The sequence below is a fragment of the Chitinophaga sp. LS1 genome (genome assembly GCF_034274695.1).
Classification (GTDB): domain Bacteria; phylum Bacteroidota; class Bacteroidia; order Chitinophagales; family Chitinophagaceae; genus Chitinophaga.
The window spans coordinates 7744202-7758276 of record NZ_CP128362.1; the positions used below are offsets into that span (position 1 = coordinate 7744202).

Below are 14075 nucleotides of genomic sequence, written 5' to 3' on the forward strand. Positions count from 1 at the left end.
CCATAATGCATCTTTTGACTTTTCTACGTAAGCAATGGGGGAGCTCCTCATGAAATTGCAACCAGATATTTTAAGCCTGGATGCCTTGTAGTCAAGGCATCCAGGGATATTTTACCCCCGATTTACCCGGACAATCATGAAAAAAAAGTAAAATTACTTGGATACTGTTGTCATGCATACTATATTTGCGACAACAATATAAATTATTAGAAAATGATACAATTAACATTTGCCTCACTACAAGTGAAAAATCTGGAAGCATCAAAAGAATTCTACACCCAAAAATTAGGATTTGAAATTGACAATTCTAATCCGCAAGCCTGCATATTTAAATATAATCAAGGACAAGCAAGTTTTGCCATTCGCACACCGCTTGAGCCAATCGAGGAAAAAGAATTGGGTATTGGTGTAGCACTTTGGTTTGCTGTTAACGAAAATGTAGATGAACTGAAAGAGAAACTCATTACAAATGGAATAACTACAACAGGACCAATTATTGAAACACCTTTTGGCAGGGCATTCCACGTAAAAGACCTTGACGGCTATAAACTTACTTTTTTAAATACAATATAAATTTAGCGTTTCATCACAAATGCTTCAATAAGAGTATGCAAAAAAAAATAGAATTTAAGTTCAAAAATCCAGGTGAAAGTCCGGGTTATTTACTTGGACAAGTAACCTTGCTGTGGCAACGTAAACACAAAAAAGTTTTAGACCCGTTGAATTTGACCCAAACACAGTTTGTTCTCTTGACCGCACTGGGCTGGCTTTCAAGAGAAAATGATACGGTAACACAAGTGGATATTGCCAATCAGGGAAACGCAGACAGAATGATGGTTTCCAAAGTTCTGCGGACATTGGAAGAAAAGAAATTTATCAGCAGACAGGAACACCCGACTGACACGAGAGCCAAAGTAATCAAATTGACAAATGAAGGTGCAAAAGTTCTGCAAAAAGCCTTGACAGCAATTGAAAATGCTGATATAGAGTTCTTTTCGGTTATAGACAACAACTTGTCGTCATTCAATTCGAATATGATAAATTTAATAGAACAAAACAAAGAAGAATAAAAACACTGCCTTTAGCAACGGCTTTGCAAAATGCGGGGAAAAACCTCTCTATAAGAAAGTCTTCGCTTAGCCCTTTCATTTTGCATCTCCAGGTAATAATATTATCTGAAAATATCCCCCCTCCTCTTTTGTGATGTATTTCAGTTCTTTCCTTAGAAATTATCGTTTGGAATGAATCCCCCCGCCGAAAGATGAAAACTTTGAACTTTTCAGGAAAGATGCTGTTTCCTGAAAACGTGCGGCGTCATCCCGAATTCTTTTTTAAAAAGCCGTATGAATGAGCTTTGGTTCCCAAAGCCACAAGAACTGCAAATCCCACTGACAGTCTGATTTGTCTTTTTGAGCAACCGGCAAGCCTTCTTCATTCTAAGACGTGTAAGGTACTGGTTCGGCGAAACTTCGTAAGTCGCTTTGAATAACCGGAGAAAGTGAAAAGTGGAAATATGAGCGGCACCGGATAATTTTGCGAGGGTAATCTCTTCATCTATATTTTCATGCATATACTTTATTGCCAATTTGAGTTTTTGGTGCAAATCAGCCTTTGTTGATTCAGCAAATGCCTTAACGCGGTTGACCGTTTTATATTGTTCCAAATCAAACCAGGGCCTTTGAGGACGATTAGCCGGATAGCCGTTTTTTTGTCTGAACGCTTTACGTTCACTCGTGAAGTCCCACCAATTCAAGGCACTGTCAGGGTGATCCGAATAATAAACAACTAAACGAAATTGATCTTCCACACAAGGGTCGATCCACACACCTGTCTGCAGTTCCAGTCTGTCAAACAGTTTTGCCGGATCTTTGCCCCTGATCTCTTTCAGGGAATAAAAGCCGAGTTGCATAAGATTCTCAGCAAACTGTTTCCCGATTGAAGGAATAGTTTGAAACTCGGATATGGCCCTGAGCTCCATCGCACGTATTTCGGAGACATTCAAAACAGCTTTTAATTCACGGATCGAACGATGATGAATTTCTTTCAACTTTATCCCATTGGCTCTCAGTATTCGCTTTTCGGAGTCCAGAATGTCTGATCTGTTCAGGAAAGGGTCATTCATATTCTGCAAATGTTAATAGATAATTATTATTGTCTACTATCGAAAACTCTGTGGCACCATAAAAAGTTTTTTCAAGGCCATGCAAAATAGTCACTTTGTCTTTTATTTTCACAAACAGCGCACTTATATTTTCCACCTTGATGTACAGTAGTAGCGAACCGCCATCATTCCGGCTGATCAGAGGCAACGTATTTCCAATGCTTTCAAATGTCTGAAACATAAATGTAACACCTCCGCAACGCATCAATACAAAAACAGGATCGCCCTTATCAGGCACCATGGTAAGGACCTCGAAACCCAGCTGCTTGTAAAAATCGACAGTCTGTTTGATATTCCTCACATAAATATTGGGCGAGACCTTTTCCATGGTGATGGCCTTACTGGTCAACGGTGTCTGAGCATCAGTGGATAAATAGCCGGCCAATAAGCCTGTTAAGATCAATACAAATTTCTTCATTTTTTTCTATCAAAAATAGAAGACAACAGCGAAAGATAATGTGCAGAAATTGCTATTCCTAATTTCTGAAGGTATCTTCGCCAGCATCAACGTGGCGGACAACATAGCGATGGGGTACAGCCATTTCTGTACGGAAGGTTCAATTTCTAACTATCCACCCGATAAGAATAACTTTAAAGGTAACATTTATGTGCTGAATCCCCCTCCCCTGTTGCAGCACAAATTACATTTTGGACACCCAAATTCAAACTTATCACACATCCCTCATGTAAATTAAAATCATCAAAAAAGGTCCCTTCCGGATACCACCCCGCAAGGGACCTTATACTTTGACATTTCTAATACAACTTCATCACTCTCATCTCACTACTACAAGCTTTGTACGGGGTAAGGATACAACCTGCCTGTCAGTAGGAAAGTGTAGGAATTTCATCTCTACAATAGCACCGTTAATCACTTTTCGATATCCACTAATGTAGCCCCATTTAAGCAGCTCCTTCATAGAACGGTAATACGTTGTCCTGGATCCAAGATTAGATTCATCCATCATTTCATATGATTTGATGAGGATAACGGGGTTATTTTCCTGTTTTTGCCATTTCAATAGCAGGCTGATATACAGCGTTACATGATGAGATTTAATGTTCTTGTCTGCCATTTGCAATTGCCAAAAGGCAGGTAGTTGTATATCTAAATTAAAGTGAGTATTCATGGAGGATACAATACATCGTTAATAAAGGGATTACTAACAATACGAAACGATTGCATCCTCGGGTCTTCGGTACACGCGCCCACGGCTGCATATGCAATCGGTCGTCACGATGTATCGAATGACTAATGGGTTAAACATAGGCTTTTTTCGAAAGGTGAAACAATAATTGAAATAACATAAAACCACTGCAACGGGAGGTTCAGTGAAAAAATATGTGCCTCTACGTAACAGGATCACAAGTACTACTTTCCAGTCAGCATACCCCCATAAAACAACTCACTCAAAACATAAAATACTGATTATTAAAACCTCGTTTAGTCATCATTAAGTATCAATACTCAATCCACTCACCCGTTTGCCCATGATTCACTATAACGACTCTCCATTGAAAAAAAATTCCATCCCATTATATTTTCTATTGAACCATCCCAAATATCACTATTCAACATCCGTTGCGACGCTCCCTTCAACCTAAAATTCTCTCTTCACCTTCCCATAAAAGATTTTACCGATCGTCCCACTTCTGATACCATCGATCGTCCCACTTCTGATACAATCGATCATCCCACTTCTGGTACCATCGATCATCCCACTTCCGGTACCATCGATCGTCCCACTTCCGGCACGCCTGTTTTTTTCATTCGCCCCTCTCTAAATTGCCAACCATATCGAACTAAACAACACACATAAACGCATCACACACCTATATCAAACCGTACCAATATATGAACCTATTATCCAACATCGCCAAAATCGTTAACACTAAAGTGCATACGATTCCTCACCTGGAATCCAACACCCAATTCGCATCCACCCTCGAAACAGAAAAAGAAAACATCATCTCCGCCCTTCAGAAAAAACTCTTCTCTCTCGATGATAAACTAGACCAATACATCCAGCTTCATCAAAAAAAACTGTCAGAACTAATGGAAACAATCTCAAACATTCTACCCGAAGAACTATTCACCACACCACCCCCTGATAACCACCTCATCCAGTTATACTACACCTTATACGACATACAGGTCTGCCTTGAAAAAGACTGTGCCCCCTACCTTGATTTTCACTGTAAAATCCCATTTATCTATTTACTCTCCGCCCGCCAGGCATTCACAAAAGAAATCCCCCTCCTACGCCAGCTACTTTCCTCATTTGGTATCATTGATTTTGTCCAGGAAATCATTATCGCCCCATTCGAAGAGGTCCTACAAACCGACAATATCAGTTACCACCGACTTTACTATATCAAAGAACTTAGCAAACATCTTCAACAACTTCCGTCGGACAGCACTTCCGAACATGTTGAGAACATCCTGATCTACATGAATTTTAATAATGAAATCTACCTGAACTACCGGCTGGATATAATCTCAGAAAATATCAAATCATTTCCTACAACCCAACAGCAACTCATCCAAACAAAATTGCTGTTAAAAATGAATAGTCAAAAACGGCAACATCCCAACTATCGATACACACATCACCTTCCCTCCCTAAAGGAACAAATCCGTGATTGGCTCACCGACGAACATACATTTCTGGAACAAAAAATCCTTTACCCTGAAAACACCTTATTACCAGAAGAAGTCGCCAGATGGCAGGCCTATAAAGTAAAAGTAGATCTCTCAGTCAATGAACTGGGTTACCTGATCCGCTTAATGATAGAACACGGCCTGATATTAAACGACAACAGAACCGAAGTCGCTGATTTTTTTGCCCAGTATTTCGCCACTAATAATCAGAAATCGCTCTCCCACCTAAGTCTCAGACAAAAAATGTATAACTATCCACCCTCATCCACAGAATCAGTAAGAGGTCTTTTGCTGGATCTTTTCAACACCAGTAAACAATTAAAAAACGATCACCTACCCAGGAAGTCATCCTCCCCCTGATACAGGCGTATTAAATCAATGCCTGCACAAAGTGCGTGTGGGTGCCCGAAATACCAACAACAAAGCCGCTCTTAAAGCTTTACTATGTAGTCAATCACATATCCTGCACCAGCCCCATACCAAATGCCCACCCTCATCTTTTTCCACCTCACAACCCATTACAAACCAATACCCTAACAGGGGTTACAGTAACCCCTGTAACTATTCCAGCGTGCTTTATCTCCGTTCATTTGCATCATCAACAAAGCAATCAAAACGCAATGCCAACACAAATAGTAACACTTGACGATCTGCATCATTTCAAAAAAGAACTCTTTACCGAACTAAGAGACCTATTCAAACCTGCATCACCCATCGTCAAAAAATGGCTAAAAACATGGGAAGTCAAAGACATGCTCGGCCTCTCATCCGGCACCTTACAAACCATGCGCTCAAACGGAACGATTAGCTATACCAAAATAGGCGGATTAGTCTTCTACGACTACGATGATATCATGAAACTGATGGAAGCGCAAAAAAAGGGCGGAAAACCAGCTAAAAACAGATACTAATGCAGGACATGTACCGGGTAAACTACATCCGGCATCAAAAAGCCTTCTATTCCCACGTCCGTAAAGACAACCGGTTAAAGGCAAATGACATCAGCCTCTACCTGGCCCTCTTCCAGATCTGGAACAACCAGCACTTCCGGAACCGGTTTCCCATCATACGCGAAGAAGTGATGCTCCTCAGCAGAATAGGCTCCCGGAACACCTATACTAACTGTCTGAAGTGGCTACATACATGCGGTTACATCATCTATCAACCATCTAACCGCCCATATGTCCCCAGCCTGGTCAGTATCGTCCCATTTACGGGGAAAAGCACAAAACAGCTTACCCTGTTCGACGAACCTAATCCCAAAAGAGAGACACGCACTAAGCTCAGAAAAGAGACACATACACGTCTCAAAAAAGAGACACCTACATGTCCCAAAATCGATACTACCATAGTCCCAAAAATGAGACACAATTATAATAAACAAATAAACAATCAAACAGAGAGTAAAAGTACACGCTCAAAAAAAAATTCAATTATCAATGAAAAAAAAACACCAACAATAGAAGCCGCCATGGATTGGTTTTCCCAAAGAGGCCACCCGCCTCAGGAAGCCCGCAAATTTTTCTACCACTACCAGGCCATTGACTGGATGCTCAGCGGCCACCCAATAGCGGACTGGCAGGCCGCCGCCGCAAAATGGTCCGAAAACATAAAAACCACAAAACATGACAAACATGACAAACCCGGAAAACTCCACACCGACAACAACAAAGCCTACACCCACCCCTTATGACTATCATTACCTGCTGCAGTACGTCTCCAGCATAGGAAAAGACATGTACGGAAGAGACTACACCATTGCGGATATAGACAAACCTATCATTTCCCGTCTCTTATGCTATTTCCTAAAAGACAGGGAAGTTGCCGCCGCCGAAAAAATAGACCTGCAGAAAGGCATACTCCTCATGGGCCCTGTCGGCTGCGGCAAATCTTCCATCATGAAAATCATGAACAACTTTTGCCCTGCACCAGATAAACCAGTTTTCCACTCCTGCAATGAAATCGCCATTGATTTCAATACCAAAGGATACGAAACCATTCTAAAATATACCAAAGGGAGTTTCTTCCCATACACCTCCATCCCCCGCGTTCATTGTTTCGATGACCTCGGCCTTGAACCACCTGGATACTATTATGGCAACAACAGCAATGTCATGGCAGAAATCCTACTGTCCCGATACAACTATTTTACCTCGTGCGATATGATCACCCATATCACCACGAACCTGAACACCAGCGAGCTGGAAGCCATATACGGCAATCGTATCCGCAGCCGCATGCGCGAAATGTTCAATCAAATCATATTCAGTAACACATCACCTGATAAACGAAAATAATTATGTATCCAACATTCGTCAAACAAAAAGAAAGCAACCCATACAACAGTACCCGTACCCTCGAAATCTGTGGTCAAAGCTACCTCGCCCACACCGCCGATCCTTACATCGACGACGCTATCAGTCTGGCAGCTCTCTGGCACTCCCACCAGATCACTTACCCCCGTATCATCCACTTAAGAAACTGGATCCGGGAAAATGATCAACACGGGCACAGCATCCCATTTAAACACATAAAAGACATCATGGGCTGCAAGTATTTTGTAGATAGCGTCATTGAAGCTGAATTTTCCAACATCGGCCCTCACTATCAGGAAAACTTCTATGCCAGCTTAAGAGAGAATGAAAGAATATTCTTCGAATAACAGTTCATTGTAGGTATAGGATTTATCTCAAAGGGCCTGATAGTCTTGTCGGGCCTGATTTTAACCTCTAAACTATTACATATGCGACAACGACAAGCCATAATTAAACGGCCTGATATTCCTGTCAGGTCATACTTTAACCTCTAAACTATTACATATGCGACAACGACAAGCCATGATAAAACGGCCTGATATTCCTGTCAGGCTCAATCCTAAAAACATTATTTTGGGGTTAACAATCAAATCCAATGAAAAAAGGCCTGGTATTCCTACCGGGCCTAATTGCATTAATAACAATACTTACATGCGCTATCATATCCCAACCTAATCGCTTCCTTTACAGTGACCAGATCCTCCCGATGCGTACATTTATCCAATCCTTTACAATAACCACTATGATAAAGGTGCAGCCCCCCTTTCTTCCTCCCTACCCGCCCCCAACCAATGCAGCGCCCGCTTTAAAATACCAACTCCTGGGTATTGTCCAATTCTAATAAATTCACGAAATTTGAAACAACAGATCAGATATACCAATAATCTATCTCTGACAGATCACCACCGAAAGCCCCATGTGAAATTGCATATCCTCTGTCTGACCAGAAAGCTCAACCTCACGTATTTTTAACCTTAATATACTTTATGCCCGCAATTTGTTATTGGTGCAGTGTTTCAGGAACTGGTGTACTTTCAAATCCTTCAGGAAAAAAAGATCATCCATTCGGTTGTTGTTATAACTGCCAATAACACCCTTGGCATATAATTATAAATTACAACACCGCGATGATTTAAAAGGGCAACCTATAAAAAAATTTGAAGCCTTATTCTCCACTACCGTAAACGGTGAGAAAATTCCTCCAAAAGACATTACCGGTTTTTTCCGGATTTGGTGTGGAGATCAATCCGCTTGTGTAAAAGGAAAACCATATAATGGTAATGATGTAATTTTCTTAAATCCTGGGGTAATAGCTGCACAGGAAAATACAATGGTTAACAGTTTTGAAAGAATTTCTAACAAGGAGTTTTTCAAATATAAAATCAAAGAAGATACGAATGAGAAAATGGCCTTTTACGGCCTTCTGATAGCAGTATTAGGTCTTGTTATAGATTTAATTATTGGCTTTACTAAAATTGAAAATCATTTTGCATGGTTGAAGGCAAACATCCTGTATATTACAATGAAGTTGTTTAGTCTTTTAATTTTTTACAAAAGAGGACTAAGATTGCGATCCATTGTAATGCTCTCCAGTTAGCCGCTTTTGTTTCAAATCTAATTATTAATGCTTTGAAGCTATCCATCCAGGCATTTGCTTGTTCGATCTTGTAGCGTCTTTTATATAATTGATCATCAAAGTATTGATATGACTCACTGGTTTGCTTGCTATTACGGGAATTGGTAGCGATATTAGCTTCCAATTCCTTTTCCATACAGTATTCTCTGAATTCTCCTCCATCAAATCCTGCATCTGCATTTAAGAACAATCCTTTCGTATTTATTGTAGCCTCTTCGAGGGTGGTTAGCATTTCTTCAAAAGTTGAAACAATATTATAAAGATCATTGTGATTGCCGGATTGTGGCTCGCTTACACTAAGTATCTGGCCTTGATTGTCACTCAAAAACAAACTATTACTCGTTTTGCATGATTTTCGACCCTGATAGCCTACTGCATAGCCTCCTCGCTTCGATGGTGTATGACTTCCATCTAATTGAATCGAAGACAAATCAAGGATTTGGCGATTTTCCTTTAAAAGATTTATCCAGATAAGTTTCCACGATCCATCGCTGCTCCATTTATTAAAGTAGTAATACACGCCTTGCCACGTAATTTCACCATTGGGGAAATATTCTTTAATACTTAATTCTCGCCACTGACAGCCCGTTTTTAACCGTTTTAATATCAAGCTTACTACTTTCACCAAATCCACTTTTGACTTATATCCTCGCTTTCCTATACTTAAATGCGGCAATATCCATTTTCTTATTATACCTTCGCTTATGATTCCCAGGGTAGTATCTTTTGGTTCGCAAAACAAAGATCAACTATTCCTGGGTTTCGTGTTTGTATAAAGACAATTCAATAAAGACTAAACAACTTCAATTCTATCATTTTTACTAAAGGCAGGTGGCCTCATTCTTATTTACATAAAAGGTATCAGGGAATGGAAGTAAAATAAAATTCCGATAAAAGGGAAGAACCAATTTACAAACATAGCCCCTTCCATCCGACCTCCACGCTGCTCCCAGTCCTCACAAATATCAGCCGCCCACCACCAATAAAAGCATTTGACTAAATTAATCTACCCTACAACTAACTAAAAAATCCTGCAAATGACAAATAAGTACAATGGACGAAAGTTTACTTTTTTGTAAATAATTTACATATTTGTAAATAATTTACGTATCTTTAAATGGTAAATTAGTACTGGATGATTGATGCACCATTGAATGTACGGCTTAAAAATTTGAAGACCGGAGAATTGGTTGAGGCTGTCATTGAACCCGTCGTAGCAAAAGATTTTGCTTTAATAAAAAAAAGTAAGGACAGATTCGATAAGTTTGATTGGAGTAATCAAAAGAAGAAAGAGGTGTATAAGTTAAGATTGAAGGAAGATGATCTGATAGTAGGATTACTCTGCATAATTGACCACCAGGATCCAGGGGTAGATGCAATCGAAATTGAGTTACTGGAAGCTTCAAATGAAAATATAGGTAAAGGAAAAACATATGATCAGATTGGAGGATGCTTAATAGCTTTTGCCTGTAGGGAATCTTTTAAAAGAGGGCATGGAGGTTGTGTATTTCTTACTCCTAAAACATCATTAATTAATCATTATGCCAATAAATATGGTTTTAAATACGAACCAATAAGTATACCGGGCAGACCTAATGGATTTATGGTTCATTATGAAGAAGGTGCCCGAAAAATGATTACTGCTTATTTATAGGTAAAATAATTGTTCGATAATAGTCAGCATTCCCAATGCATAGTGCTAAATTTTCAACTGATAACCGTCTGTTAATATGAAATCAATGAAAGAAAAAGGAAAAAAACATACTTCAAAGGAAATAGCGGAATCCATTGTTTTCCCCATGTCAGCAGATGCCAATGAACGCAAAGAAATGATATCTGCTTTTAGTGAAATTCGAAAAAGGCAGAAAGAACAACAATCTGAAGAAAGCAAGTTAATAGCCAATTTACTTCAGTTAAGATTTTTAATTGAAGATTATCTGAAAGCAAATAGCTTTAATAAGGAATTTTATTTTGGATACTTTCTGAAAGAGTATATTACCAGAATAGAAAAGAAAAACAAACAATTTGCGAATGAAATAGATGTAAATCCAACTGAATTAAGCCAGATCATTAATAAACACAGAAAGCCAACGGAAAAAATTATATATAGGCTGGAATTACATTCAAACAGAAATTTCCCTGCTGTTATGTGGTTTAAAATATTGGAAAAAGAGCGGGAATATGAACTAATACATAATAGTTCCGTTATTGAAAGTGAAAAAAAATATGTGAAAGAACATCTGCATTTTTCATTTTAAACTTTTCATAATCATTTGTAAAAAGTATATCCTTCAATGGCCATTAGTTTCAATAATCGTTTTTCATAAAAACATATTTTTATAACCATTTTTCAAACTTTATAATCAATTTTTAAAAAATGGCCAGCTCATAACAGTTTTTCAGAAATATCCAATGAATCTGCTAAGAAATCGGATATATCCTAAGCACTCTATGCGTAAAATATATCCGTGGCATCAGTTATCAAAAAAGCAAAATTCTGGAATCATCCAGCAGCCAAAACCTGAATGATCGACAAATATTAATGCTCAACAAGCTGCTGGATGGTTTTGATGGTAAATACTCCATATCCTGGATAGTCCCTTCAATAAAATACTAATGACAAAACGCAACAGAGTCATAAAATTTGTTGCTGAGTAGCAATCATAATAAGCTCCGCAACGTTTTTGACCCCGAATTTTTGAAGGAGATTCCTGCGGTGCGTATCAACTGTTAACGGACTCAGAAAGAGTTCCTGGCCATAGCACCAGGGAATATACAAGCAATGCAGGTGCCTATACCGAACTGCATTATTATGATGGCAATCAGGTAAACTTTGGTAATAGCAGTCCTAAAAGATACGTCAATACGACCTTTGATCTGGCGGGGTACCTAAACCGTCCATTGCGTGTAGCACTCTTTGTAGACGACCAAAGGATGGCTGTATACCTGGACGGCAAAAAAATACAGGACGGCATTTTTTTTAATCCGTCTGCTGCAAAGAATTTTTATATCACCGCACCATGGATGTATGAAAACGGAGCCAAAGTTCTGGTCAGTAATATAAAGATTTATGGATTTGGAAAATAATCACGGTTTAAGGGAGGTACGACAATGCATAGTCGGCCTTACATACAATAGGCCCCAAAAAGTCAATAATACTTGCTATTTTGTAACCACTTCCTGGCTCACTGCATCTGGTAGCGAAACAACATCATAAATTGATTAAATGAAGAACATTTTTGTAGTATTTCTTTTATGGATATTTACCATCAATCCATTCACCGTTCAAGCCCAAAACCTGGAAAATGCTGTTGATGAACTAATCCTTAGGGATTTTAATGATAAAAATGGTCCAGGAGGTGTATTTATGGTTGCACATCATGGAATACCTGTGTATCAAAAAGCTTTTGGAAAAGCCAACCTGGAACTTGGCGATGATCTGTCGGTGGACAATGTATTCCAGCTCGGTTCTATGACTAAGCAGTTTACCGCTATAGCAATACTGATGCTGGAACAACAACGTAGGCTTAGCGTTGGGGATCCTGTTTCCAAATATATTTCGGATTATCCAAATGGGGACAAAATCACCATTCACCATCTATTGACGCACACTTCCGGAATAAAGGATTTTACGAAAATGAAATCCTTAATGGGTATCGCACAAAAAGATATGACACCTAAAATGATGGTTGATTTCTTTAAGGACGAACCCGTTGATTTTGAACCAGGTGAAAAATTTGACTATAATAATTCAGGGTATGTTTTGCTGGGTTACTTGATTGAACTTGTTTCTGGCGAAAAATATGAAGAATATATCAAGAAACACATTTTCGACAAAGTTGGCATGACCCAGTCATATTATGCAAGTGATCGAAAAGTTATTAAGGGCAGAGCCTATGGATACCATAAAAAAGAGTCCGGTTATGTAAATAAAACGGTCATCAGTTTCAGCGTTCCGTTTTCTTCCGGTGCTTTAATGTCAACTTTATCGGATATGCTGAAATGGCAAAATGCACTGAACAAAAATCTTTTACTTGATACCGCTGAAACAACGAAAGCCTTTAGCAGGTATAAACTAAATAATGGTGAAGAGTTTAATTATGGTTACGGATGGCATATCAGGGATATAAACAAGGTGCCAACCCGGGAGCATGGGGGAAGCATATTTGGATTTAAGACAATGGCAGTATACATACCTGGTGAAGACATTTATGTAATAGGATTGAGCAATTGCGACTGCAATTCGCCCACAAAGGTAACCGGGGACATTGCGGCATTAGCCCTTAAATTCCTGGGTGGTGAAAAGAAGGATAATCGTTAGTTTGTTATGGCAGAAAGGCCTTTATGAGTCCAGGGATCAAGGGTGAAAAATAGTTATGTTTTGTTTTTTGTAATAAATAGAAACGTTTTATATAATGTATTTATCTAAGCATAATATGGCCAGGGCTGGCGTGAAATTTTATTTTGTATTGTTCCTGTTTACCACTTTCGCCTGCAATAACAACAATAACCAGAAAGAACAGATAGATAAACATGCGGATAAAAAAAGTACTGAAGTTAAACAGAAGTGGCACTGGGATAATGACCACAAGCAGAATGAAGATGCGGGATATGCCCAGGTCGTCAAATTGGGCAATATGCTTTATATTTCAGGTATACCCACAGAGGATCTTAGCCCAAAAGGGATAGCCCAGGTCTACCGGGCACTGGGAAAATGCCTAAATGCAAATGGCGCATCCTTCGCAGATGTAGTGAAAGAAACCCTATATACTACTGATATAGAGACAATGAAAAAGTACAATGACGTTAGAAAAGAGTTTTACAATGGTGACTTTCCCGCTGCTACATGGGTACAAATCAGCAGACTATATGAACCCGATTGCAAGTTGGAAGTGGAACTGATTGCACAGCTCACAGATGATAAGTAATGCCCACAACACTTAGGAATATGAGGTGACCGGACTTTCTGGCGATTATTTATTATGACAATGTAGAAATTACGTAACTATAAGGTGAAAGTCAGTAGTCCTCAAAAGGTTTTGACGTATCAGCCCTTTCTTAACAGCCAGGTCTGCCAGAACAATGACCGGCATTGTATAAAAGCCTTTTATAACAACAGTCCCTTTCATAAAAACGTAATCGTTTTTCCGAAAAACAGGCCAATTGTAATCGTTTTTCCAAAATCATAATTACTTTTCCAAAAATGATATGATTTATAATCGTTTTTCCAGGTAAAAACAAGCCTTGCGTAGATTATACCACTTATTCTACGCAAATCTTGCGTAGAATACTTCTTCATGC

General features: G+C 39.0%; 17 protein-coding genes. 12 read left to right on the forward strand and 5 right to left on the reverse strand.

Features of this window, described 5'->3' with window-relative positions; genetic code table 11:
* Window positions 1–213 precede the first annotated feature (213 nt).
* Window positions 214–573, forward strand: a complete 360-nt coding sequence (locus tag QQL36_RS31750) for a VOC family protein (RefSeq protein WP_083723587.1) — start codon at window positions 214–216, stop codon at window positions 571–573.
* Window positions 574–608: 35 nt separating this feature from the next.
* Window positions 609–1070: a MarR family winged helix-turn-helix transcriptional regulator gene (locus QQL36_RS31755; RefSeq protein ID WP_083723588.1), complete on the forward strand. Its 462-nt coding sequence runs from the start codon at window positions 609–611 to the stop codon at window positions 1068–1070.
* Window positions 1071–1279: 209 nt separating this feature from the next.
* On the opposite strand, the gene QQL36_RS31760 is transcribed toward QQL36_RS31755, so the two are convergent.
* From QQL36_RS31760 to QQL36_RS31770, 3 genes are all read right to left on the reverse strand, one after another.
* Window positions 1280–2047 (reverse strand): helix-hairpin-helix domain-containing protein, encoded by a 768-nt coding sequence (locus QQL36_RS31760; protein WP_321568041.1) that lies wholly within the window; start codon window positions 2045–2047, stop codon window positions 1280–1282.
* A gap of 67 nt (window positions 2048–2114) precedes the next feature.
* Window positions 2115–2579, reverse strand: a complete 465-nt coding sequence (locus QQL36_RS31765; RefSeq protein WP_321568042.1) for a VOC family protein — start codon at window positions 2577–2579, stop codon at window positions 2115–2117.
* Between the two features lie 358 nt (window positions 2580–2937).
* Window positions 2938–3291: a hypothetical protein gene (locus QQL36_RS31770; RefSeq protein ID WP_083723594.1), complete on the reverse strand. Its 354-nt coding sequence runs from the start codon at window positions 3289–3291 to the stop codon at window positions 2938–2940.
* A 725-nt stretch (window positions 3292–4016) separates the two neighbouring features.
* Between QQL36_RS31770 and QQL36_RS31775 the strand changes: the two genes are divergently transcribed.
* From QQL36_RS31775 to QQL36_RS31800, 6 genes are all read left to right on the forward strand, one after another.
* Window positions 4017–5183 carry a hypothetical protein gene (locus tag QQL36_RS31775; protein WP_321568043.1) on the forward strand — a complete coding sequence of 389 codons (1167 nt, stop codon included), beginning with the start codon at window positions 4017–4019 and terminating at the stop codon, window positions 5181–5183.
* Window positions 5184–5443: 260 nt separating this feature from the next.
* A complete protein-coding gene (locus QQL36_RS31780; protein ID WP_083723598.1) occupies window positions 5444–5734 on the forward strand; it encodes a helix-turn-helix domain-containing protein in 291 nt (96 codons plus the stop codon).
* A complete protein-coding gene (locus QQL36_RS31785; protein WP_083723600.1) occupies window positions 5734–6516 on the forward strand; it encodes a hypothetical protein in 783 nt (260 codons plus the stop codon). The genes QQL36_RS31780 and QQL36_RS31785 overlap by 1 nt, the downstream gene beginning before the upstream one ends.
* Entirely contained in the window at window positions 6449–7120 is a 672-nt protein-coding gene (locus QQL36_RS31790; protein WP_143708861.1) for an ATPase, read from the forward strand. Before QQL36_RS31785 ends, QQL36_RS31790 begins: the two co-directional genes overlap by 68 nt.
* Before the next feature lie 2 nt (window positions 7121–7122).
* Complete coding sequence (locus QQL36_RS31795) at window positions 7123–7485, forward strand: hypothetical protein (RefSeq protein ID WP_321568044.1); 363 nt, start codon at window positions 7123–7125, stop codon at window positions 7483–7485.
* A 749-nt stretch (window positions 7486–8234) separates the two neighbouring features.
* Window positions 8235–8735, forward strand: a complete 501-nt coding sequence (locus QQL36_RS31800) for a hypothetical protein (RefSeq protein WP_321568045.1) — start codon at window positions 8235–8237, stop codon at window positions 8733–8735.
* On the opposite strand, the gene QQL36_RS31805 is transcribed toward QQL36_RS31800, so the two are convergent.
* Window positions 8671–9516 (reverse strand): transposase, encoded by an 846-nt coding sequence (locus tag QQL36_RS31805; protein ID WP_220388919.1) that lies wholly within the window; start codon window positions 9514–9516, stop codon window positions 8671–8673. The two genes, QQL36_RS31800 and QQL36_RS31805, sit on opposite strands and share 65 nt — an antisense overlap.
* Window positions 9517–9909: 393 nt before the next feature.
* Between QQL36_RS31805 and QQL36_RS31810 the strand changes: the two genes are divergently transcribed.
* Window positions 9910–10428: a hypothetical protein gene (locus QQL36_RS31810; RefSeq protein WP_321568046.1), complete on the forward strand. Its 519-nt coding sequence runs from the start codon at window positions 9910–9912 to the stop codon at window positions 10426–10428.
* 85 nt (window positions 10429–10513) lie between these two features.
* The gene (locus QQL36_RS31815; protein WP_321568047.1) at window positions 10514–11032 is read left to right on the forward strand and encodes a hypothetical protein; all 519 of its coding nucleotides are present in this window, start codon (window positions 10514–10516) and stop codon (window positions 11030–11032) included.
* A 377-nt stretch (window positions 11033–11409) separates the two neighbouring features.
* Here the strand turns inward: QQL36_RS31815 and QQL36_RS31820 are convergent, their stop codons facing one another.
* Complete coding sequence (locus QQL36_RS31820; RefSeq protein WP_321568048.1) at window positions 11410–11553, reverse strand: response regulator transcription factor; 144 nt, start codon at window positions 11551–11553, stop codon at window positions 11410–11412.
* A 447-nt stretch (window positions 11554–12000) separates the two neighbouring features.
* Here QQL36_RS31820 and QQL36_RS31825 point away from each other — a divergent pair, with 447 nt between their 5' ends.
* Both QQL36_RS31825 and QQL36_RS31830 read left to right on the forward strand, forming a co-directional pair.
* The gene (locus QQL36_RS31825; RefSeq protein WP_083723607.1) at window positions 12001–13095 is read left to right on the forward strand and encodes a serine hydrolase domain-containing protein; all 1095 of its coding nucleotides are present in this window, start codon (window positions 12001–12003) and stop codon (window positions 13093–13095) included.
* Between the two features lie 115 nt (window positions 13096–13210).
* Window positions 13211–13702, forward strand: coding sequence for a RidA family protein (locus QQL36_RS31830; RefSeq protein WP_083723768.1), 492 nt, complete (start codon window positions 13211–13213; stop codon window positions 13700–13702).
* Window positions 13703–14075 lie beyond the last annotated feature (373 nt).